Below are 21,815 nucleotides of genomic sequence, written 5' to 3' on the forward strand. Positions count from 1 at the left end.
GAGCGAGAGCGAACCGATGTTGACTTATCGTAGGGAGGGGACCTGAAGTTTGATAGGCGATAGGCGCTGGAGCTGGATGCAGACAAACTTGTCGCAAAGTTATCCACAACATCAAAATCTATAAATTCCTAGACAACAAAAAAACAACCTGGTATTTATATACTGGGTTGTTCTTATTATTGGTAGATAAAAGAGCCGTCCACATTCCGGTCTGGTTAGTCCCGCAGTCGCTGCGAAGGTGGAAGAGGTGGACGGCCGTGATAATAGTATATGTTTTATCAAAAAAAAGATGCAAGTTGACACACATTTCGTGAAAGAAACGAAGTTATCTACTATTATTAAAGATGAAAAGCAATTATTAGTAATTGAGGTGCACAAATGAAAATTCGTGAAATTACATTACGTCATTTAAAGATGAGAATGAAATCGCCTTTTTCAACAAGCTTTGGGACGATGCAGAATAAAGATTTTCTCCTTCTCGAAGCAAAGTCAGACAGTGGGATGATTGGCTGGGGAGAGTCAGTCGCCTTTGATACTCCCTGGTATACAGAAGAAACGGTAAAGACAAATTGGCATATGCTCGAGGATTTTATCATCCCAGCGGTGATCAATAAGGAGCTCGATCACCCCGATCAGGTTTCAACTATACTCGCAGCTATTCGGAAAAATAATATGGCAAAATCAACGATTGAGGGGGCTGTATGGGATTTATATGCAAAAGAAAAAGACATAAGCCTTGCAGCTGCACTTGGAGGCAGCAAAAAGAAGATAGAAGTTGGGATCAGTATTGGTATCCAAAATACAATAGATGAGCTTATACGGTTAATTGACGGATACATAGAAGAGGGATACAAACGAATGAAGGTAAAAATAAAACCAGGGTGGGATATTGATGTGATTCGTGAAATTCGTAGACATTTCCCTAATGTACCGCTGATGGTCGATGCAAATTCAGCATACAGTTTAAAAGACATAGATCTTTTTAAATCATTGGATGAATTCGATTTAATGATGATTGAGCAGCCATTCGCTGCTAATGACTTTATTGATCATGCACAGCTTCAAAAACAAATTTCTACGTCTATTTGTTTGGATGAAAGTATTCATTCGTATGAGGATGCACGAATCGCCATTGAACTACAAGCATGTGAAATTATTAATATAAAAAGCGGTCGTGTTGGTGGATTAACAGAGGCAAAGAGAATTCATAACCTATGTGAGGAAAACAAAATTCCAGTATGGTGTGGTGGCATGCTTGAAGCAGGAATTGGAAGAGCACATAATATAGCATTAACATCGTTATCTAATTTTACTATGCCAGGGGATACAGCAGGTTCATCACATTACTGGGAAAAGGATATCATTCATCCTGAGGTAGTGGTAGAAGGTGGATTTATTAAGGTACCAACTGGGTCTGGTATTGGCTTTGCTCCAGATACGGAGGCAATTAAGCGATTTACATCGAAAGAAATGATATTTTCATAAAAAACCTCCCAGGTATAGATGATTCCGGGAGGTTAAAGGGAAATTGCGAAATATTCAATTAATATTTCTCGGGAAAGCGCAGTTTCAGACATTTCCTGCTTAGAATCGTCATTCTATCAGTCTGAAATTGTCGCAAGGACAAGATGTTGTCGTTTCTTGAGGAAAATAGGATGTTACAGAGGGAACATAATCTTAAATGTGGTTCCCTCATTTTCTTTACTTTCAATTTTGTACTCTCCATTCATACGCTTAATGATATCAAAGCTAATCATTAAACCAAGACCAGTACCTTTTGTTTTTGTCGAATAGTATGGCTGGCCAAGCTGTTTAAGCTGAATGGAATCGATGCCAATTCCATTATCTTTAATATGAATAATAGCATGATCTTTTTTTCTGTATGCGTGCAGTTCTAAATTACCGCCTGAGGGCATTGCCTCAATTCCGTTCTTAAGTAGATTAATAAATAATTGTTTACACTCATTCGTATTTCCATTCATAAAAAGGTTATTTTCAATATTTGTTTGCAGTTTAACTTTAGACATGACTGCATATGGCTGCATGAATTCAGCAACATCAATTAATGTATCTGAAAGTTGAATAGACTCACATAATGGGGTAGTTGGACGTGCGAGTGATAGAAAGTCTCCAATAATTTTCTGTGTACGATCCAATTCATCAAGTGAAACAGAAATGAACATTCCTTGTTTGGAGGTTAAGTTATTTTCATCCTTCATGATTTGCAAAAAACCGCGTATTGTTGTCATTGGATTTCGAATTTCATGTGCAACTGAAGCTGCTAGCTGACTTACCGCATTCAATTTATCTGCATTCTGTAATTGCTCCAGCATAGTCAGCTGAAGCTTATTCATTTCGATTAAATAAATAATGATCGCCAGTGTTAAGAATGACACGATTGAGAACGAGAAAAGATAGAAAAAATCATGCACATGACCTGATTGTATGAAGGCAATTGTACGTGTGCATGTAATCAACATATAAAAAGATATACCAATAAACAATTTCTTCTTTATATCTCCCCGTAAATAACATTGATAAACGAAACCGAATAAAGGAATCACAACTAAATAATTGATAGTTAAGCCTACTAAACGATTAAACTCCCCAAATATATTAATTCCTATTAGTGCACCAATTGCAATTCCGCCCGCTAAAGGGCCAATATAGAAAAATGAGATAAAAATGGGAACGAACTTTAAATCAAAGGCCATTCCATCTGAGACCCGTACAGGAAAGGCCATTGATAGTATTAGTGAAAATATAATCGTCAGAAGAAAAACAGTATTTGTTTTTGCTCCTATTCTGTATCTGCTAAGGATAATATTTACTAACGGTATCATCATCATAATAAAGAAGTGAAAAAATAAATCTGCTACAAAATCCTTCAATCACACCATTCCTCCATGCCTAGTTGTTTCTTATTTAATTACACAAAAGGGAAGAGGAATCCTTTTAATTATGTAGATAATTGTTGAAAAATTAAGAAAAATAATCTCCTATTTTCTTGCAATAATCGACAAAAAACCAGCCCTTATTAAGAGCTGGTATAAATCCTATGCAAGAATGAGTTCTTTCTCATCAACAGCTAAAGTATTATCGGCAATTTCCTGTACCTCAGTACCCTCCAAAGTTTCTTTCTTCAAAAGGGCTTCTACTAATTTGTCAAATTGGCTGCGATTTGAACGAATCAGCATTTCTGACTTCTCAAGAGCTTTTTGGAAAAGCTCTTGCATTTTTACTTCTTTATCTGACTTGTTAAAGGTTAAAGTGAATCCATCATCAAGTAAGCCTGTATCAACCATTTGTTCAATTACCTGTTTCGCTTGCTGAACATCTCCACCCACACCGATGCTATGCTCACCGAGAATTAGTCTTTCGGCAACACCACCAGCTAAGATCATTGCTACTTGATCGAGCATATCAGTTGTGGTTGATAAATGCATTTCTTTTGGAACCGGTGCAACATAACCAAGTGCTTGTCCACGTGGAATAATAGTTGCTTTACGTACTGAACCAGGCTTTGTAATTGCCGCAACAAGAGCATGCCCTGATTCATGAATGGCCACTCGTCTTTTTGTTTCTGCATCCTGAAGTGCGCGGGTTGAGCTTCCCAGTACCGTTCTATCTAAGGCAAAATCAATATCTTCTTTCATAATACATTTCTGTCCATTTTGTACAGCTCTTCGGCTAGCAGTTTCAAACAATGATTGAAGATCTGCACCGGAAAAACCAGAAGTGCTTTCGGCAAGATTCTCAAGAGAACACATGACATTCTCAGCTAGTTTTCTATTTCTCGTATGAATCTCGATAATTTCTTTTCTTCCCTTCATATCTGGAAGAGGAACGTGGAAAGAAAAGTCAATCCGGCCTGGACGAAGAAAGGCATCATCAAGCATATCTTTACGATTTGTAGCAGCAATGAAGAGGATGCCATCGTTTGAATGTCCGCCATCAAGCTGAACAAGAAGCTCTGTTAACGTTTTTTCACTTTCTTCACCGCCATGCTGCTTTCTTTTACCAGCTAAAGCATCGACTTCATCTATAAACACGACAGCAGGTTTTTGCTTTCTTGCATTTTGGAATAGTGAGCGTACACGGGATGCACCAACACCAACAAACATTTCATTGAATGATGAACCGCTAGTTGAGAAGAAAGTTGCGCCAAGCTCCTTAGCTATTGCTTGTGCGAGCAATGTTTTCCCTGTTCCAGGAGGACCATATAATAAGATCCCCTTTGGCGGCTTCAGACCCATTTGAAGAGCACGCTCAGGTTCTTTTAAAATAGAAAGAGTTTGCATAATCTCATCTTTCATTTCACCTTGAATTCCTCCAACATCAGCAAGAGAAATAGAAGGAAGCGGCTTAGCCTTAGAAACACTTTGCTTCATTGTATTAGCAGCACCTAGTCCGCCTTTACCAGATTTATATAAATAAATACCTATCGCAATAATTAATATGACAAGCCCACCTAAAATCCATGGTGTGTATGGGCTGTTTGATGAAAATGTATATTCCACATGATAGTTTTCTACTAGTTTATCAATCATTTGACTATTTGGCGGCACATGTGAAATAAATTCACCTTCACCTGTTATAATGGTAAGTTTTCCATTTATCTGTTCATTAATCGTAACCATTTCCCCATTTTGTGAGTCAATTAATTCTTCAACAGAAGAAAAGGGGATTACTGCGGATTTATTTCCATTCTGAACACCTAAAAAAATGGCTGTTGCTATGACTAATAGGCCTACAATAATCGGAACAATTGTTGAAGCTTTTTTAAAATTTAATTTCAACTTTTTCCCTCCTCATTGTACCTTTTCATTATAAATACGAATAATTCATGTGAATAGTGGATGATTAATGTAAAAGATAGAAAATAATGGGCAAATAGCAAAGGTATCCTAATAAGTTTAATTTCTCCTTCACAAATGTTGGAAATCAAGCTATAATTACATAGGATAATTAAATAACGTAACCACAAGGGGAGCGTAAAGCTGAGAGTGAACAATTCATTGTTCTGACCCTTCGAACCTGTTAGATAATTCTAGCGCAGGAATGTGGATTGAATAGGTGTTTTGTTTTGTTTACTATTCTCCCCTTGAGGTGTCGTAACATTTGAAAAGGGGAGTTTTTTTTATGAAGAAATTAAGTTTAATCGCATTAATTGAGGCTTCGTTTTTTGCTGCATTTGCTATTATTTTGGATTTATTGCCCTCAATTAAGCCAACTCCAAACATATCAATCTCAATAGCAATGCTGCCCATCTTTATTCTAGCCTTTAGATGGGGATTTCGTGTAAGTGTGATTTCTGGATTTATGTGGGGTATTCTTCAAATAGTTATGGGGGATGCTTGGATTGTCACCCCTGTACAGGCAATTATTGAGTATGTTTTAGCATTTGCATTCATCGGTTTTGCTGGTTTATTTTACAACCCTATTCAAAAACATCTTAGATATGGGGAAAAGAAAATTGCCCTTGCTTGGATTGTAGCAGCAGTATTTGTAGGAAGTCTTGCGCGTTATTTCTGGCATTTCATTGCTGGAGTATTGTTTTTTGGTAGTTATGCACCTGATGGAATGTCACCGTTTCTATTCTCTTTTGCAGTTAATGGGGCGACCATGCTCGGCTCCTGGGTGCTATGTTCAATCGTTGTCGTATTGATTATATCAACTGCACCACAATTAATTATTAGAAAAAATGATTCTTTAGCTATCACTCAAAACAAAGCTTCCTAAATATATTTGATCCTCTCTTCATATGATAGAGAGGATTTTTTTTGCCAAAAATAGCTATACCATTAGAAATTCTTACAAATATGTGAACAAATATTGAAATCGAAATTTGAAATAGTAACTTGTTTTTTTTGACTCAAATGCTGCTCTAATGCACGTTTCATGCGTGTTTTATATCCATTATTATAGATGAATGGTCTTCATATAGTAAAAATATTCCTTCGGTTATTTGTCACATTCTACACATTAACAACATGTTAATATTGTAAATGCATCAACAAGAATATCTTTTAGATGTTGTGAAGTTGAAGATAAAAAAACTATGTACACATTTATATGAATGAAAGAAAGGAGCCCCCTTATGAAATTGAAATGGGCTGTACTAGCAGTATTTTTCACTATTGTCACTGTGTTAACGGGATGTGAACCGTTAATGATTTTCGATCCTAAAGGGCCTCAAGCTGAAAGGCAAGCAAATGACATTCTATTATCAATTGGAATTATGTCGGTAGTTGTTATTGTTGTTTTTGCTATTTTAATATATGTGTTGGTGAAATTCCGTGCTTCCAAACAAAGTGAAGACTATGAACCACCTCATATGGAAGGAAACCCATGGGTCGAAGCGATTTGTGTTGGAATTCCTATAATCATTGTTGCCTATCTATCATTTGTTTCTGTTCAAAGTAACTACATTGTTGAGTCTGCTCCGAAAGGGTATGAAGAAAAAGCACCATTAGTTGTTTATGCTTCATCATCAAATTGGAAATGGCATTTTAGTTATCCTGAAGAAAACATTGAAACTGTCAACTATTTATATATACCGACAGACAGAGCACTTGAATTTAAATTATATTCAAACGGACCGATTACAAGCTTCTGGATTCCACAGTTAGGCGGTCAAAAGTATGCGATGGCTGACATGATCACTACATTGCACTTAGCGGCTGACGAACCAGGCGAATACATGGGACGTAATGCTAACTTCAGCGGAAAAGGATTTGCTGAAAATGCATTTAATGTCACTGCCATGTCTCAAAAGAATTTTGATGAGTGGGTTGAAGAAGTAAATGAAACGGCTGATCCACTGACAGAAGAGAAATATGATGAATTATTAGAGCCAGGCCATCTTGGGCAAATGACATTCACTGGAACTCATTTAGAATTTGCACCACCACCAGAGCATGATCATGGTTCATCACACTCTGAATCGAATGAAGACACACATAAAGAACATGAAGAACATTCAAAATCAAACGATCCTGAAGAAGGTCATTCAAGCCATAACCATCATTAAGAATGGGACACAGGAACAGGTTCATTATCCGAGCTAATTTTGTTTGGACATGGGATCTGTTCCATTCGAAAGGAGAAATATACGGATGGAATTCTTTGAACGTTTTGCTATACCACATCCAAGTCCGGCAATTTATGCGTCTATGGTTGTTATTGGACTTACGGTAATCGCAATAATTGCTGGATTAACTTATTTTAAAAAATGGGGATATCTATGGCGTGAATGGTTAACAACGGTTGACCATAAACGAATTGGTTTAATGTATTTAATCTCTGCATTGCTGATGCTTTTCCGTGGTGGAGTAGATGCCATCATGATGCGTGCACAGCTTGCTACACCTGATAGTAAATTACTTGATGCACAACACTATAATGAAATATTTACAACTCACGGAGTCGTAATGATCATCTTTATGGCGATGCCGTTTATCTTTGCTTTTATGAATTACATCGTTCCATTACAAATTGGCGCACGTGATGTAGCGTTCCCACGTTTAAATGCGATCAGTTTTTGGTTGTTTTTTATGGGAGCCATGTTATTTAACATCTCATTCGTCATTGGTGGTTCACCTGATGCCGGCTGGACATCTTATTTCCCGCTTGCAGGAACGGAATTTAGTGAATCAGTAGGAACAAATTATTACATGATTGCCATTCAGATATCTGGGCTTGGTTCATTAATGACAGGTATCAATATGATCACGACAATTATGAAAATGAGAGCACCTGGCATGACATTAATGAAAATGCCAATGTTCACATGGTCTACTTTAGTAGCTAACCTAATCATTGTTACTGTATTCCCAGTATTAACAGTAGCACTAGCGATGGGAACTATGGATCGTCTGTTTGCAACCAATTTCTTTACAAGTGCAAACGGTGGGATGGATATGCTATGGGCGAACCTATTTTGGGTTTGGGGACATCCTGAAGTATACATCTTAATATTGCCAGCTTTCGGGATTTACAGTGAAATTATCTCAACTTTCTCAAGCAAGAACTTGTATGGCTATAAATCAATGGTCGCTTCGATGGTTATTATCTCTGTACTCTCATGTTTAGTATGGGCTCACCATTTCTTTACAATGGGTCAAGGGGCTGCATCGAATAGCTTCTTCTCGATCACAACGATGGCGATTGCTGTACCAACAGGGGTTAAGATTTTCAACTGGTTGTTTACAATGTGGAAAGGGAAGATTCGCTTTACCGTCCCAATGCTTTATTCAATTGGGTTTATTCCACTATTCACCATTGGTGGTATGACAGGGGTTATGCTTGCGATGTCAGCAGCAGATTACCAATACCATAATACAATGTTCTTAGTCGCTCATTTCCACAATACAATTATTCCTGGTGTTGTATTTGCGATGCTTGCAGGCTTAACGTATTATTGGCCAAAAATGTTTGGATTTATGTTAAACGAGCGAATTGGGAAATGGACATTCTGGCTTCTTTCAATTGGATTTGTTCTTGCATTCTTCCCAATGTATATTACTGGATTAGACGGGCAAGCACGCCGAATGTACACATATTCAGAAGCAACTGGATATGGAGCATTGAATATGCTTTCATTTGCTGGAGCAGGAATTATGGCGATTGCATTTGCTTTAATCGTCTACAATGTTTATTACAGTATTCGTTATTCACCAAGAAATATTGGATCAGATCCATGGGATGCACGTACATTAGAATGGGCTACAAATACACCAGTTCCAGAATATAACTTTGCGATTGCACCAGAAGTTAATTCAATTCAGCCATTCTGGGATGCTAAGAAAAAGGGACATACCTTATTCCCAGCTAAGTTAGACAAAATTCATATGCCAAATAATAGTGGCATGCCGTTTATCCTATGTTCAATCTTTTTCGTATGGGGCTTTTCATTTGTATTTGCCATCTGGCCGCTTGTAATAATCTCAACACTGGGTATTTTTGCTTGCTTGGCACTACGCTCATTTGAAAAAGATCATGGAAGATATATTTCTATAGAAGAAATAAAAGAAACAGAAGAAAAAACAGGGGGAGCTAAATTATGAAACTAGATCACTCGCAACCTCTTGAATATAGCACTGGGCAAAATAGCTTAAATATATTCGGTTTTTGGATTTTCCTTGGGGCCGAAATTATGCTTTTCGCAACACTTTTTACAACCTACTTCACGTTAGAGCATCGAACAGGTAATGGCCCTACTGGAGCAGAGATTTTTGAAATCACGCCTGTATTAATCGAAACGATTTTGCTTTTAACAAGTAGCTTTGTCATTGGGCTAGGAATTCATGCTATGCGTTTAGGTAAGAAAAAAGCTATGATTAGCTTTTTCTCCATCACACTAGTATTAGGTTTAGGATTTCTAGGTTTTGAAATATTTGAGTTTGTTCATTATGTTCACATTGGAGCAGGTTTACAAACGAGCGCATTTACAGCCAGTCTCCTAACAACATTAGGAACCCATGGAGCGCACGTAACATTCGGTTTATTCTGGGGATTATCGATCATTCTTCAAGTAAAGAAGAGAGGACTTACTCCTGAAACTGCGAATAAATCATTTATTTTCTCCCTTTACTGGCATTTCTTAGATGTAGTTTGGATCTTTATCTTTAGCTTCATCTACTTGAAAGGAATGATGTAAGATGAAAGAATTATTCCCAGCTAAACAAGTAATGGGCTTTGTATTTTCTTTAATTCTGACGGCGATCGCGCTTGCTGTATATTTCTTTGATTTATCATTCACAGCAGGGTTAACCATCCTGATTGTGACAGCATTTGTTCAGGCATTGCTTCAACTTATCGTCTTCATGCATGCTGGTGAAACAAAGGATAAATGGTCCATTTATAGTAGCATTTACTTCATGATATTCATTGCGTTAGTGACTATATTCGGTACTTTATTCCTCTTCACTTGGGATATGTAACAAATGACAAAGAAAGGAGCTCCTAAATGGATGCTCCTTTTTTTGTTTTGTTCAGCATTTCTTCTGTTGCTACAAAAAATATCCCCATTACGAAGATAAAAACCGCACCCATTACCGTTCCAAGTCCAATTGGTGTTAAAATACTGCTGCCATTTGTAAAGAAACCGAATAAAAAAATGATCATGCCTATTGTCAGTAATGTTACCCCAACATAATTAACAATCTTGAGTATGTTCGAATTTAAATTCAAGCTAATCATCTCCCTTTATATAGATTATTCATTTTGTTCACAAAATTGTCAAACTTTTTTCAGGAATTATCTGAAAATATAAATATTGACAAGACAAAAAAGCTTGAAGACATTGTTCATTTCAACAAAGTCTGCAAGCTTTTTATATATTTTACCCATTTAATCTTTATTTAAAAAAGATATTATTCTTCACTTGAAAAGGCTCGAATAAGGCTGACAGTCAACTGTATTGGCGACTAAAGCTCCAGATAAATAGTAATAATGGTAGCCAATGAGCTTGATTGGCGCCCGAAACACTTGAAGAAAAACAAGATTGGTAGCGAATGAGCTTGATTGGCGCCTGAAACACTTGAAAAAAAGCAAGATTGGTAGCGAATGAGCCTGATTGGCGCCTGAAACACTTGAAAAAAAGCAAGATTGGTAGCCAATCAACCTGATTGACGACCGAAACCCAAGAAATTATACAACAATGGTCACCAATACTTGGTGACCAACAAAAATTCTAATATTTATTTATCGAATAGCATCATTGAAAATGAGTTAATGATGATATTAAATTTCATTAAATAATGAATCAGCAAATTAGATATTATTTTTTATAATGACGCTCCAACTGCTTTTTTATATCCAGAAGTAATTCCTTAACCGTTAATTTATTTTCATTTTGTCCTTTTGTTAATGCAGATTGCATAACCTTTGCAAATTCATTCGAATTCACCTTTGGTTTCATAGGAAAACACCTTCTAATTTCAGTTTTCATGCGACAAACATACATTAAGGTTTAATTTTTTATAGTATATTCTCTTTTAGCGTTGCCCGTGAATGGATTGCATCAGTTTAAAAAGTGATAAAGCAGTTTATAAATGGAAGAATGGGGAATAGGATATTGAACCCACTAGAACGGAAGGGCTCAACGATTAATAAAAGAATTGCTAATTGAAAAGGAGGTCTGATTATGCAAAAGATGAAAACAGATATCGATAAGCTTTTGGATGCAACAAAGGAAATTGCTGACGATGACTTTCACTATATGATCAGACTCATCGAAATCGATTCATTGCTTGAGAAGACAGAGAACTGGTAGAAATAACAGCTACATACATGAATGGTCAATCCACTCTTCATCTGGGAGTGGATTTTTATTTTTCATTTTTATTACATTTATGTAACAGTATTCAATCAAGGTGCGTCAATAGCTATAAAGGAGTGAAAGAGGATGGCGAAAAAATGGCTATTAATAGGTGGAACTTTCATGATAATGATGGTTATCCTTACAGGATTCTATGTTACTCAATTAAAGGTTGTAGGTGGCATAGACGTTAAGGAAGATTTGATTGTTTTGAAAAATAAACTATGGAGAATCCACTTTTCGGAAAAACTTGATCCAGCGACCATTAACAAAAATACCGTTTATGTAATGAATAAACAAGGGGAGAAACAAGAGGTAGCGGTCTCGTTAAGTGAAGACCAGAAAACGATACTTATCGAACCATTAGAAGACGGTTACACAATCAATTCCTATACATTGCAACTATCAAATGAAATCAAATCCCGTATTGGCAGAAAAATGGCAGCTAACATGACTCAAAGTTTCACTGTGAAAGAAACATTGCCTGTTGCTGAATCGAAGAGCAAATTAAATAAGCATTTACTAAAACGTATGACCGAAATATGGGGAAATAATAATCACTTTGTTAAAGAAGAAGCAGCAATGGATTCTTCAACAGCAGGGGAATCTAATAAATCACAGGAGCATTCAGAAACAAATGTCCAAGTAAATGGAATTGATGAGGCGGATATCGTTAAAACGGATGGAGAGTATATTTTTCAACTGAAAGATAATACACTGCAATTTATTAGAGCAGTCCCTGCTGAAAAAATGGCATTAGAAAAGGTCATTACTTATGAGCAGGAATTTTACCCGTTTCAAATGTATTTACAAAACGATCAGTTAATTGTGATGGGTACGAGTTACAAGGGACAACCGAATGAAATAAAGCCTGCAGACATGAAAATTGCACCCATTCATGAAACAACGAAAGCGATTATTTATAATGTGAAGGACAAGAAGAACCCTGTAGAAATTAGGCAAATTGAAATGGAAGGAACACTCCTCACATCAAGGTTAATGGATGGTAAAGTATATTTGATCGCTAATAAATATCCTGATTACTGGCTGCTTCGAGAGAATCCAGAAATTGATATTCGCCCAAGATATTCAGACTCAGCTGGAAATTCAAAAATGCAGGCTGTTAATTACGATGAAATTCAATACTTTCCGGAATCTAAAGAAACCAATTTCACCAATATTGCTGTGATTGATTTAGAAAAGTCGACTTCTAAAATAGCTCTGTCAACGTATTTAGGCAGTGGAGATCAGTTATATATGTCAAAAAACAATCTTTATCTGGCTGTTACGAATTATATGCCACTAGCAATTGAGGGAGATCAATCGGTCAGTCCAGACACAACAATATATAAATTTACGGTGAACGGAATGGAAGTTGATTTTCATACCTCAAGTGAAATTTCTGGAACGGTATTAAACCAATTTTCAATGGACGAATATAATGGGAATTTCCGCATTGCTACAACAAAGGGCCAAGTTTGGGATGATTCAAGGCCTTCAGCCAATAACCTCTATATCCTGGATGAGAATTTAAAGCAGGTTGGACAGTTAGAGGATTTAGCAAGAGGGGAACGAATTTACTCAGCACGCTTCATGAATGATAGAATCTTCATTGTTACTTTCAAGGAAACTGACCCGCTCTTTGTCATTGATGGCTCAAATCCAAAACAGCCAAAGGTATTAGGAGAGTTGAAGATTCCTGGATTTAGCAACTATCTTCATCCATATGATGAAAATCATTTAATCGGGTTTGGTCATGACACTAAGGTAATACCTAATAAAGGCTCAAACAGTCAGCCGCTTATTTTCACAGACGGTGTGAAGCTTTCACTCTTTGACATTACAGATTTATCAAATCCAAAGGAAAAATTTACAGAAGTGATCGGCGGCAGGGGAACGTACTCCCAATTAAACTATGACCATAAGGCACTGCTCTTTGATAAAAAGAAAAACCTATTTGCTTTCCCGATAACTGTATATGAAAATGGAAAATCAACTAATGAAATGGAATGGGATTCAACCTTTGCCTTCCAAGGCGCTTATGTTTATAATATTGACCTTAAAAAGGGCTTTTCACTTCAATCTAAAGTATCCCATCACGACTCAAAGGCCATTTATGAGGAGTGGGAGTACAGCATTAATCGGATACTTTATATCGGTGATACGTTCTATGCATTATCTCCGAATAAAATTAGTTCCTATGAAATAAGCTCTTATAAGTTAAAAGGAGAATTAAGCTTAAAAAAATAAGTTTGAATTTTTAACACCAATTTTATAGGATATTATTTTTATTGAAGAAATCAGAAGATTGTTCCATAATTATCCTAAACAACCTCATTATTAACAGACTGGAGTAATCTATGAATCTAATTCTATATTTATTGGGCTCTTATTTCATCGGGAATATTTTAACTGCACACTTTCTAATAAAAATTCTTCATAAGGGAGAAATTCTTGGAGAGGGTTCAGGCAATCCGGGTGCGAGGAATGCAGGTCGTCTATATGGAAAAAAGGCATTTGTGCTTACTTTTCTTGGTGATGCCCTAAAAGGAGCGCTTGTCATTTTCATCGGTAAGATGCTCGAATTCTCTGAGCTAGAACAGCTGATCGGGTTGGCATTTGCCTTGGTCGGCCACATCAAACCCGTTCTTTTCCGATTTAAAGGTGGGAAAGGAGTTTCCACTTATATTGGTGGAGCGCTTGTGTTCGAGCCACTCTTAGCCATTGTAATTATTCTTGGCTTCTTAATAACGTATCCATTTACAAAAAGTTTTACCATTTCCGGACTTGGTTCTTTTTTGATTCTTCCAGTCGCTATCTACTTTCTTCATGATTCAATTTCAACAATGAGTGTATATATTATTCTCACGATTATTCTCCTATTGGCCCATTCCAAAAGCCTAATGGAGAAATGGAAAGCCTAACCCAAAATGATCGGGTTAGGCTTTTAACTTTTATTCGCTGTCCGGACTATTGACCATAATACCTGCAACTTGAGTCAATCGATCATAAAAAGCTTGTCCAGCAGGATTTTCATCTAAACCAATTTCATGAAATGCTTCTTTCATACATCGAAGCCAACAAGTTGCTCGTTTCGGCGTTACCTCGAAAGGAAGATGACGCTGCTGCATTGCAGGAGGTCCAAATTCTTCGCTATAAAGTGCCGGTCCTCCTGTAAATTGTGATAGAAACATACGCTGCTTCCTTTTAATATCTTCAATATCACCCTCAAATAAGGGACTTAAATCCTTATCTGCATATACGCGAGGATAAAAAGCATTCACTAGCTTTTCGATTGTCTCTGCTCCACCAATTCCAGAAAAAAGAGTATTCATTTTATAATCCATTTTCATCACCTACTATTGTCTATATTATTTAATAATAATTATAATGAATAACCTTAGAAAAAATAGTGATATATATCACGTTTTGTCACTCTAATTGGAAGTCTTTTGTAATCATTGGTATGATTATTTTATCTATACCATACTATTTTTTGTAGGAACATAAAGAGCATGGGAGGGTGTTTACGATGAACAAAGGATGTATAAAATGCGGGAGTTCTGATGCAGGCCAAAAAGAGGTGGCAATGACAGGGAATGGATTATCTAAAATGCTTGATCTCCAGCATAATAAATTTCTTGTTGTCTATTGCAAAAACTGTGGCTACTCAGAATTCTATAACAAGAAATCTTCAACAGCTGGAAATGTATTAGATTTCTTTTTCGGCGGTTAAGAATGTACGAAGCATTGCCAAAATCGGCAATGCTTTTCTAATCCTCATCAATATCCGTTAGGTTTTTGATATCAAGGGTGCTTTGTTCTTCAGACAAACTCCATTCAGGTATTGAGTTTATTACGATTGACTCAGTCGTATACGAACCGTTCATACTCTCTAATAATAAAGCCATATCAGGTATACTATTTTCAACATTCATCATCTGCACCTCCCAGTAGTAGGTTTTGTCTATATTTGGAAATTATACATATAAAGATGCTATATCTAAACTGAATAAGCACTCTTCCACTAACAAATCCTAAGTGCATATAGGATTGGAGGTATGTTTAAGATGAAAAAAGAAAAAGAAGTTGAATGTTTAGATGATAAGGATATCATGCATCATTTTATGTCAGAACAAATTGCCTATATATGTGTAGAGGAGGAGGAAGAACGAATGCGTGCTGAAGAGAATCAAACGAAAGGACAAGCAACATGAGAAAAAAGTACCTTTTAATGGTTCATCTTATTCTTCTTGTAAGCATCCTAGTTTCAGCAAATGCAGCTCAAGCATCGCCGCCATCCTATGCTAAATGGGGGCAATTAGCTGTTAAGACGGCCAAGGAAAAATATCCACGTGCGAATATTGTTGACTACTTGCATATTGGCAGGGAGGACAAGCCTCATTCAGCGATAGAAAAATTTAAACTTTGGGTAGACGATCAAGGGAAGGAGTTTGGACTGCTTATACAAATTGAGTTTGATCCAAAAAATGATCGGGTTATACAAGTAAATACTCAAAAAACGAACAACTAAAAATCCAATAAGCATCCGCTTAAAGAAGCGGATGCTTATTGGGGCAATTTAGACATTTACTTTGAAACTGGCAGCTGATAGCGCAGTGTTAAAATCCTTTAATAAATCTTCAGATGCCTCCAAACCAACAGAAAGACGAAGAAGACTGTTGCTAATTCCTCGTTTTTCACGTTCATGAATCGGCATCGCTGCATGGGACATTTTTACAGGATAAGAAAGAATGGACTCCACAGCACCAAGACTAACGGCAAACACAGGGATTTTTACTTTTGAAACAAATTCTCTTAATATCCTTTCATTCTCAAGCTCAAAAGAAAGGACAGCTCCTGCACCTTTTGCTTGCCTGCTTTGTAAAATATAATGTGGATGGTCTTCGAGTCCCGGATAGTATACCTTTTTGATTGCCGGATTCTTCTTTAAAGCTTCTGCAATTTGATTGGCTGATCGGATTGATTGTGAAAGTCTAACGTGCAGCGTTTTGATTCCCCGAAGAACAAGCCATGCATCCTGCACCCCAAGTACGGCTCCAAATGAATTTTGCAAAAATCCAATTTTATCTGCGAGTACCGGATCCTTCACCACAGTAATACCAGCAATAACATCACTATGACCGGATAGAAACTTCGTTGCACTATGCAGGACAACATCTGCTCCTAAAGTTAACGGCTTTTGTAATGCTGGCGTTAGGAATGTGTTATCAACGAAAGTTAAAGCCCCATGAGACTTGGCAATCGAGCTGATTGCTTCAATATCCGTTACTTTCAAAAGCGGATTGGATGGTGTCTCAACGTAAAAGACCTTTGTATTCGGACGAATGGCTTGCTTAACATCATCCAAATCAGTCATATCAACAAAGGTATGTTCAATGCCGTATCTTGAGAGCACTTCAGTAACGAAACGAAAGGTTCCCCCGTACACATCCTCTGTGATCACTACATGATCTCCTTTTGATAATAGCAGGAAAGCAGTTGATATGGCTGCCATGCCTGACGAAAACGCAAATCCTCTTGTTCCTTCCTCCATTTCAGCAATAATGGTTTCCAATGCTTCTCTTGTTGGATTTAAGCTTCGGCTATAATCATATTTCCCAAATGAATCGACACTGTATTGATGAAAGGTAGACGCATGTTGTATTGGAACACTTACTGCACCTGTTGCCTGATCTATTTTTTGACTATTATGGAGAAGCTTCGTCTGAAAACTCCATGATTCTATTTCACACATTGCAATCCCTCCATCTGAGCTTTAGTGAACGCATTCTCTAAATCATTTATTAAATCATCTACATTCTCTATTCCTACTGAGAAGCGCAATAAGCGGTTGCAGACACCTGTTTCCATTCGGATATGTTCAGAAATATCTGCATGTGTCTGGGTTGCAGGATATGTGATAAAACTTTCAACTCCGCCGAGGCTCTCGGCAAAAGTAATGAGGCTAAGATTTTGAAGGAACGGATTCACCCACCTTTCAGCTTTAATCCGGAATGAAATCATTCCGCCACGGCCTGGATAAAGGACATCGGTAACAGCTTCATGCTCAAATAAATATTGGAAAATTTCCTTTGCATTTCTCTCATGGCGTTCCATTCTTAAAGAGAGTGTTTTCATCCCTCGAATGAGAAGCCAAGAGTCGAACGGACTTAATACCGCACCTGAAGCATTATGATTAGTAGCTAATGATTCACAGATTTCCTTGCCCTTCGCAACAATTAGTCCTGCCAAAACATCATTATGGCCGCCTAAATATTTCGTTGCGCTATGGATAACAATATCTGCTCCAAGCTTTAACGGCTGCTGTAAAAGGGGAGTGAAAAAGGTATTATCAACAATGAGCAATAGTTGATGGCTTTTCGCAATAGAAGCAACCTCTTCAATATTAGTTTGCTCCATTAATGGGTTTGTTGGTGTCTCAATAAATATGGCTTTTGTCCGAGAAGTAATTTCCTTCTTTAGAACTTCAGCTGAAAGTGTTTGAACATATTTGCAGCTCAATCCCCATTTCTTACAGCCTTGTTCAAAAAGTCGATAGGTGCCGCCGTATAAATCCTTTGAAATGATAAATTCATCACCAGACTGAAAGTGAGAAAGGACGGTGAGAATGGCAGCCATCCCCGAACTGCATGCAAATCCTTGGTCACCATCTTCAAGCGCCGCAATTGCATTTTCAAGTATTTGCCTAGTTGGATTCCCAGTACGGATATAATCATATCCAGTTGACTGACCAATTCCTTCATGCCGATATGCAGTAGAAAAATAAACGGGTGGATTGACTGCTCCCGTTACTGATTCACTTCGATTGCCAATTTGGGCAAGGATCGTATCAAGCTTATGCATTATTTGCACTCCTTTTTAGTTTAAAAATAAAAAAAAGCCTTCTTTAAGAAGAAGACTTTTCATAAGCAAACTAGCCGTTCTTCTTATCTTTCAAGTTATTAAAACTTGTAGGAATTAGCACCTTATTAATCTCTTAGATTAATGGTTGCTGAGGTGTCTTCGGGCCTTACCCTCGACCTCTCTTGATAAGAAATCATTATTTAATTATTTCAAACTTTACAATATTCAAACCAATAAAGTCAACAATTATTTAATATAAGGCTCTTTTCTTAAGGCGGTTTTCTAAAAGATTGTTTTTTTTTTTTTTTTTTTTTGGAGAAAATTTCCATTTGCCAAAAATACTTGTTGATTGGAGCGGAAGGTGCGAGACTCCTGCGGGAGGAGTGGGACAGGTGAGACCCCACAGGAGCTATGCTCCGAGGAGGCTCAGCGCCCACCCCGCGGAAAGCGAGCATCCTGGAGCGGAAATCAACCTCTACCCACAAAAGATTAATATGCCATAATGTTTGCGAAAACAGCCAATAAATATAAATCCCTATAAATAAAGGGGAATAACACTTTTTTAATATAAGTTTTTTACGGATCATCTATCTGAAAACTTTTTTCACTATATTCGTATTAAAAACCTTTGAATAACAGTGTTTTACATGGTAGAATGGCTTTGAAAACGATTTATCCTCTGAAAAATATTATTATTCTAATAATTATCAACTATACTGATAGATGAGGATGAAAAGTTGAATAAAGATTTCACAACAAAATCAATTATGGAGGTCATTTTCCATGAAAAAGCCATTGAATGGCGAAAAGCCTTTTGCGGAAGGTTTTCATGGCCCGAACCTTGGCTATGTCATTGAATTATACGAAGCTTATTTAGAAAATCCCGAATCTGTTGATCCAGAAATGAGAGCCTATTTTGAATCTGCTGGTTCTCCCATTGTGGAAGAAGTAGAAAATAGAACGGAGATTGGTGGAGTTACACCCTCTTCGGGTCCATTAGAAAAAACATTAGCTGCCATTCGATTGGCAGACAACATCCGAACCTACGGACATATGGCTGCAGATATTTATCCATTAAATGATCATGAACCTGAAAAGAAACTATTTGAACTCTCGAATTACGGGTTAGTTGAAGAAGACTTATATGCCGTACCTGCAGGTGTCATTTGTACGGATGCGCCGATACCACTAAGAAACGGCCATGAAGCTATAAACTATTTAAAAAGCATGTACATGGATACGATTGCATTCGAATTTCATCATGTATATGATGCAAATGAAAAAAATTGGCTGCGTCGAAAAGTCGAATCAGGCAGCTTTAAAATTTCTCTTCAAAAGGAAGAAAAAACAAAACTTCTTAAAAGACTCACTGAAGTGGAGGAATTTGAGAAATTCCTTCATCGAACATTTGTTGGACAGAAGCGTTTTTCAATCGAAGGTCTCGATTCAATGGTTCCGCTGCTTGACGAAATTGTTGCAGAATCGGTTTCAAATGGTGCCAGAACAATTAATATTGGCATGGCCCATCGTGGACGTCTAAATGTTCTTGCCCATGTACTTGGGAAGCCTTACGAAATGATTTTTGCTGAATTCCAGCATGCGCCAAATAAAGAACTCGTTCCTTCAGAGGGTTCGATCGGAATCAGCTATGGATGGACAGGAGATGTTAAATACCATCTTGGACTTGATAAGCAGATTAAAGATGAGAATACGACGGTCACACGTCTAACATTAGCAAATAATCCAAGTCATCTGGAATTTGTCGGATCAGTTGTCGAAGGCTTTACACGTGCGGCTCAGGATGATCGATCATCAAAAGGGTATCCGAAAGAAAACCTTCGCTCAGCTTTGTCTATTATTATTCATGGGGATGCCGCATTCCCTGGACAGGGTATTGTCGCAGAAACATTAAACTTAGGACAGCTAAAAGGGTATAATACTGGGGGTTCCCTCCATATTATTGCCAATAATACAATTGGCTTTACAACTGAATCTCGTGATTCACGTTCAACTAGATATGCAAGTGATCTAGCAAAAGGGTATGAAATCCCAATCTTGCATGTGAATGCAGATGATCCGGAAAGCTGTATCGCAGCTGCAAGATTTGCTAGTGAATACCGAGAAAAGTTCCAAAAGGACTTCTTAATTGATCTCATTGGTTATCGCCGCTTTGGGCATAATGAGATGGATGAACCAATGACAACGAATCCATTGATGTATAAAATCATTAATGACCAGAAGACAGTTAAAGAACTTTATGGAAAGAAGCTTCTAAACCAGTCAACAATTACTAAAGAGGCTTCAGATAAAATAGAAGAAGATGTACTAAATAAACTGAAAGCAGCTTATGAAAAGGTACCAGCTGATAAAAAGGCAAGTGAGCTATTGAATCCGCCCGAAACAGTAGAAAAGGGCTTACCAGATATCAACACAGCTGTTCCAATTGATATTTTAAAGAAAATTAATCAAGAGCTATTAACTTGGCCTGAGAAATTTATGATTTTTAATAAGCTAGACAAAATTCTGAAACGACGAATGAATGCACTTGAAGGGGAAGGGAAAATTGATTGGGGTCATGCTGAAACGCTTGCGTATGCATCTATTTTACATGACGGTACACCCATTCGACTGACAGGCCAAGACTCAGAAAGAGGGACATTCGCTCATCGGAATATTGTTTTGCATGATAGCAATACAGGAAAGTCTTATTCGCCACTTCATTTATTCTCATCGGCGAAGGCTTCATTTGCCATTCATAATAGTCCATTATCAGAGGCAGCTGTTCTGGGATTTGAGTATGGATATAATGTGTTTGCACCAGAAACACTCGTATTATGGGAAGCCCAATTTGGTGATTTCGCCAATTCTGCTCAGGTGATTTTTGACCAGTTCATTGCAGCTGGACGAGCAAAATGGGGACAAAAATCTGGACTTGTTATGCTGCTCCCACATGGCTATGAAGGGCAAGGTCCTGAACATTCAAGTGCCCGTTTAGAAAGGTTTTTAACACTAGCAGCTGAAAACAACTGGACTGTGGCCAATTTAACTTCTGCTGCACAGTATTTCCATATTTTAAGGCGACAGGCAGCTATTTTAAAACGAGAAGAAGTACGTCCACTTGTCATTATGGCGCCAAAAAGTCTTTTACGTAATCCGCTAGTTGCTTCAACTGGACTTGAATTAAGTGAAGGCAAGTTTCAATCCGTTATTGAACAACCTGGCTTGGGGCAAAATGCAGAAAAAGTGACTCGTCTTGTTCTCTCAACAGGGAAAATGGCTATTGACCTAGTTGATCATCTGAAAAATATAGATGATCAAGAATGGTTCCACCTTTTGCGTGTGGAAGAAATCTATCCATTCCCAATGAAGGAGTTAAAAAATATTAGCTCACGCTATCCAAACCTAAAGGAAATGGTTTGGGTTCAGGAAGAGCCTAAAAATATGGGTTCATGGAATTTCGTTGAACCAAGACTGCAACAGCTTGCACAAGGTTCTGTTGAAGTGACGTATTCAGGAAGGCGTCGTCGCTCAAGTCCTTCTGAGGGAGATCCTAACGTTCATAAAAAAGAGCAAGCACGTATCATTGAAGAAGCATTAACGCAGGAAGCAAGGGGAGGAAATTAAG

21 protein-coding genes and 2 riboswitches are annotated in these 21,815 nt (G+C 37.4%); of the genes, 13 read left to right on the plus strand and 8 right to left on the minus strand.

All coding sequences use genetic code 11. The features are described 5' to 3' along the window. Positions 1-378 precede the first annotated feature (378 nt). Positions 379-1,485 (plus strand): o-succinylbenzoate synthase, encoded by a 1,107-nt coding sequence (menC, locus tag ACFYKT_RS00170; protein WP_389213696.1) that lies wholly within the window; start codon positions 379-381, stop codon positions 1,483-1,485. Between the two features lie 173 nt (positions 1,486-1,658). Here menC and ACFYKT_RS00175 read toward each other — a convergent pair whose 3' ends face one another. Both ACFYKT_RS00175 and ACFYKT_RS00180 read right to left on the minus strand, forming a co-directional pair. Beyond that, entirely contained in the window at positions 1,659-2,891 is a 1,233-nt protein-coding gene (locus ACFYKT_RS00175) for an ATP-binding protein (protein ID WP_389213699.1), read from the minus strand. A 165-nt stretch (positions 2,892-3,056) separates the two neighbouring features. Next, positions 3,057-4,799, minus strand: a complete 1,743-nt coding sequence (locus tag ACFYKT_RS00180) for an AAA family ATPase (protein ID WP_389213702.1) — start codon at positions 4,797-4,799, stop codon at positions 3,057-3,059. Between the two features lie 177 nt (positions 4,800-4,976). Then, a riboswitch (TPP riboswitch) is annotated at positions 4,977-5,079 on the plus strand. A gap of 63 nt (positions 5,080-5,142) precedes the next feature. On the opposite strand from ACFYKT_RS00180, the gene thiT reads away from it, so the two are divergent. The 5 genes from thiT to qoxD all read left to right on the plus strand — a co-directional run bounded on the left by thiT (position 5,143) and on the right by qoxD (position 9,944). Beyond that, positions 5,143-5,742 carry an energy-coupled thiamine transporter ThiT gene (gene thiT, locus ACFYKT_RS00185; RefSeq protein ID WP_389213705.1) on the plus strand — a complete coding sequence of 200 codons (600 nt, stop codon included), beginning with the start codon at positions 5,143-5,145 and terminating at the stop codon, positions 5,740-5,742. Between the two features lie 358 nt (positions 5,743-6,100). Further along, positions 6,101-7,033 (plus strand): cytochrome aa3 quinol oxidase subunit II, encoded by a 933-nt coding sequence (gene qoxA / locus ACFYKT_RS00190; protein ID WP_389213708.1) that lies wholly within the window; start codon positions 6,101-6,103, stop codon positions 7,031-7,033. A gap of 85 nt (positions 7,034-7,118) precedes the next feature. Continuing rightward, positions 7,119-9,068 (plus strand): cytochrome aa3 quinol oxidase subunit I, encoded by a 1,950-nt coding sequence (gene qoxB / locus ACFYKT_RS00195; RefSeq protein ID WP_389213711.1) that lies wholly within the window; start codon positions 7,119-7,121, stop codon positions 9,066-9,068. After that, positions 9,065-9,661, plus strand: a complete 597-nt coding sequence (gene qoxC / locus ACFYKT_RS00200; RefSeq protein WP_389213714.1) for a cytochrome aa3 quinol oxidase subunit III — start codon at positions 9,065-9,067, stop codon at positions 9,659-9,661. The genes qoxB and qoxC overlap by 4 nt, the downstream gene beginning before the upstream one ends. A 1-nt stretch (position 9,662) precedes the next feature. Continuing rightward, positions 9,663-9,944, plus strand: a complete 282-nt coding sequence (qoxD, locus tag ACFYKT_RS00205; protein WP_389213717.1) for a cytochrome aa3 quinol oxidase subunit IV — start codon at positions 9,663-9,665, stop codon at positions 9,942-9,944. 22 nt (positions 9,945-9,966) lie between these two features. On the opposite strand, the gene ACFYKT_RS00210 is transcribed toward qoxD, so the two are convergent. Together ACFYKT_RS00210 and ACFYKT_RS00215 are read right to left on the minus strand one after the other, a co-directional pair. Then, positions 9,967-10,194 (minus strand): hypothetical protein, encoded by a 228-nt coding sequence (locus ACFYKT_RS00210; RefSeq protein ID WP_389213720.1) that lies wholly within the window; start codon positions 10,192-10,194, stop codon positions 9,967-9,969. A gap of 589 nt (positions 10,195-10,783) precedes the next feature. After that, on the minus strand, positions 10,784-10,924 hold the full coding sequence (locus ACFYKT_RS00215; protein WP_389213723.1) for a hypothetical protein: 141 nt from the start codon (positions 10,922-10,924) through the stop codon (positions 10,784-10,786). Between the two features lie 225 nt (positions 10,925-11,149). Here ACFYKT_RS00215 and ACFYKT_RS00220 point away from each other — a divergent pair, with 225 nt between their 5' ends. The 3 genes from ACFYKT_RS00220 to ACFYKT_RS00230 all read left to right on the plus strand — a co-directional run bounded on the left by ACFYKT_RS00220 (position 11,150) and on the right by ACFYKT_RS00230 (position 14,247). Beyond that, positions 11,150-11,278, plus strand: coding sequence for a hypothetical protein (locus tag ACFYKT_RS00220; protein ID WP_389213726.1), 129 nt, complete (start codon positions 11,150-11,152; stop codon positions 11,276-11,278). A gap of 132 nt (positions 11,279-11,410) precedes the next feature. Beyond that, positions 11,411-13,573, plus strand: a complete 2,163-nt coding sequence (locus ACFYKT_RS00225; RefSeq protein ID WP_389213729.1) for a beta-propeller domain-containing protein — start codon at positions 11,411-11,413, stop codon at positions 13,571-13,573. Between the two features lie 110 nt (positions 13,574-13,683). Further along, on the plus strand, positions 13,684-14,247 hold the full coding sequence (locus ACFYKT_RS00230; RefSeq protein ID WP_389213731.1) for a glycerol-3-phosphate acyltransferase: 564 nt from the start codon (positions 13,684-13,686) through the stop codon (positions 14,245-14,247). Positions 14,248-14,277: 30 nt separating this feature from the next. Here the strand turns inward: ACFYKT_RS00230 and ACFYKT_RS00235 are convergent, their stop codons facing one another. Beyond that, complete coding sequence (locus ACFYKT_RS00235; protein WP_389213734.1) at positions 14,278-14,670, minus strand: globin domain-containing protein; 393 nt, start codon at positions 14,668-14,670, stop codon at positions 14,278-14,280. A 185-nt stretch (positions 14,671-14,855) separates the two neighbouring features. Here ACFYKT_RS00235 and ACFYKT_RS00240 point away from each other — a divergent pair, with 185 nt between their 5' ends. Continuing rightward, positions 14,856-15,059: a zinc ribbon domain-containing protein gene (locus tag ACFYKT_RS00240; protein WP_389213737.1), complete on the plus strand. Its 204-nt coding sequence runs from the start codon at positions 14,856-14,858 to the stop codon at positions 15,057-15,059. 37 nt (positions 15,060-15,096) lie between these two features. Here the strand turns inward: ACFYKT_RS00240 and ACFYKT_RS00245 are convergent, their stop codons facing one another. Then, on the minus strand, positions 15,097-15,264 hold the full coding sequence (locus tag ACFYKT_RS00245; RefSeq protein WP_389213740.1) for a hypothetical protein: 168 nt from the start codon (positions 15,262-15,264) through the stop codon (positions 15,097-15,099). Between the two features lie 120 nt (positions 15,265-15,384). Here ACFYKT_RS00245 and ACFYKT_RS00250 point away from each other — a divergent pair, with 120 nt between their 5' ends. Together ACFYKT_RS00250 and ACFYKT_RS00255 are read left to right on the plus strand one after the other, a co-directional pair. Then, complete coding sequence (locus ACFYKT_RS00250; protein WP_389213743.1) at positions 15,385-15,540, plus strand: hypothetical protein; 156 nt, start codon at positions 15,385-15,387, stop codon at positions 15,538-15,540. Then, positions 15,537-15,857, plus strand: coding sequence for a DUF3889 domain-containing protein (locus ACFYKT_RS00255; protein ID WP_389213746.1), 321 nt, complete (start codon positions 15,537-15,539; stop codon positions 15,855-15,857). The genes ACFYKT_RS00250 and ACFYKT_RS00255 overlap by 4 nt, the downstream gene beginning before the upstream one ends. A 48-nt stretch (positions 15,858-15,905) precedes the next feature. On the opposite strand, the gene metC is transcribed toward ACFYKT_RS00255, so the two are convergent. Both metC and ACFYKT_RS00265 read right to left on the minus strand, forming a co-directional pair. Continuing rightward, positions 15,906-17,081, minus strand: coding sequence for a cystathionine beta-lyase (metC, locus tag ACFYKT_RS00260; protein WP_389213748.1), 1,176 nt, complete (start codon positions 17,079-17,081; stop codon positions 15,906-15,908). Next, positions 17,069-18,190: a methionine biosynthesis PLP-dependent protein gene (locus tag ACFYKT_RS00265; RefSeq protein ID WP_389213751.1), complete on the minus strand. Its 1,122-nt coding sequence runs from the start codon at positions 18,188-18,190 to the stop codon at positions 17,069-17,071. The genes metC and ACFYKT_RS00265 overlap by 13 nt, the downstream gene beginning before the upstream one ends. 80 nt (positions 18,191-18,270) lie before the next feature. Next, positions 18,271-18,382: riboswitch (SAM riboswitch) on the minus strand. 591 nt (positions 18,383-18,973) lie between these two features. Between ACFYKT_RS00265 and ACFYKT_RS00270 the strand changes: the two genes are divergently transcribed. Then, entirely contained in the window at positions 18,974-21,814 is a 2,841-nt protein-coding gene (locus ACFYKT_RS00270; RefSeq protein WP_389213754.1) for a 2-oxoglutarate dehydrogenase E1 component, read from the plus strand. The last annotated feature ends 1 nt before the right edge of the window (position 21,815 follow it).

This window comes from Cytobacillus mangrovibacter, from assembly GCF_042865275.1.
Classification (GTDB): Bacteria; Bacillota; Bacilli; order Bacillales; family Cytobacillaceae; genus Cytobacillus; species Cytobacillus mangrovibacter.

Bases quoted from the DNA above. Each gene is read 5' to 3' on its own strand.
- menC (WP_389213696.1), top strand. From the start codon at position 379: ATGAAAATTCGTGAAATTACATTACGTCATTTAAAGATGAGAATGAAA.
- thiT (WP_389213705.1), top strand. From the start codon at position 5,143: ATGAAGAAATTAAGTTTAATCGCATTAATTGAGGCTTCGTTTTTTGCT.
- qoxA (WP_389213708.1), top strand. From the start codon at position 6,101: ATGAAATTGAAATGGGCTGTACTAGCAGTATTTTTCACTATTGTCACT.
- qoxB (WP_389213711.1), top strand. From the start codon at position 7,119: ATGGAATTCTTTGAACGTTTTGCTATACCACATCCAAGTCCGGCAATT.
- qoxC (WP_389213714.1), top strand. From the start codon at position 9,065: ATGAAACTAGATCACTCGCAACCTCTTGAATATAGCACTGGGCAAAAT.
- qoxD (WP_389213717.1), top strand. From the start codon at position 9,663: ATGAAAGAATTATTCCCAGCTAAACAAGTAATGGGCTTTGTATTTTCT.
- ACFYKT_RS00215 (WP_389213723.1), bottom strand. From the start codon at position 10,924: ATGAAACCAAAGGTGAATTCGAATGAATTTGCAAAGGTTATGCAATCT.
- ACFYKT_RS00220 (WP_389213726.1), top strand. From the start codon at position 11,150: ATGCAAAAGATGAAAACAGATATCGATAAGCTTTTGGATGCAACAAAG.
- ACFYKT_RS00225 (WP_389213729.1), top strand. From the start codon at position 11,411: ATGGCGAAAAAATGGCTATTAATAGGTGGAACTTTCATGATAATGATG.
- ACFYKT_RS00230 (WP_389213731.1), top strand. From the start codon at position 13,684: ATGAATCTAATTCTATATTTATTGGGCTCTTATTTCATCGGGAATATT.
- ACFYKT_RS00235 (WP_389213734.1), bottom strand. From the start codon at position 14,670: ATGGATTATAAAATGAATACTCTTTTTTCTGGAATTGGTGGAGCAGAG.
- ACFYKT_RS00240 (WP_389213737.1), top strand. From the start codon at position 14,856: ATGAACAAAGGATGTATAAAATGCGGGAGTTCTGATGCAGGCCAAAAA.
- ACFYKT_RS00245 (WP_389213740.1), bottom strand. From the start codon at position 15,264: ATGATGAATGTTGAAAATAGTATACCTGATATGGCTTTATTATTAGAG.
- ACFYKT_RS00250 (WP_389213743.1), top strand. From the start codon at position 15,385: ATGTTTAAGATGAAAAAAGAAAAAGAAGTTGAATGTTTAGATGATAAG.
- ACFYKT_RS00255 (WP_389213746.1), top strand. From the start codon at position 15,537: ATGAGAAAAAAGTACCTTTTAATGGTTCATCTTATTCTTCTTGTAAGC.
- metC (WP_389213748.1), bottom strand. From the start codon at position 17,081: ATGTGTGAAATAGAATCATGGAGTTTTCAGACGAAGCTTCTCCATAAT.
- ACFYKT_RS00265 (WP_389213751.1), bottom strand. From the start codon at position 18,190: ATGCATAAGCTTGATACGATCCTTGCCCAAATTGGCAATCGAAGTGAA.
- ACFYKT_RS00270 (WP_389213754.1), top strand. From the start codon at position 18,974: ATGAAAAAGCCATTGAATGGCGAAAAGCCTTTTGCGGAAGGTTTTCAT.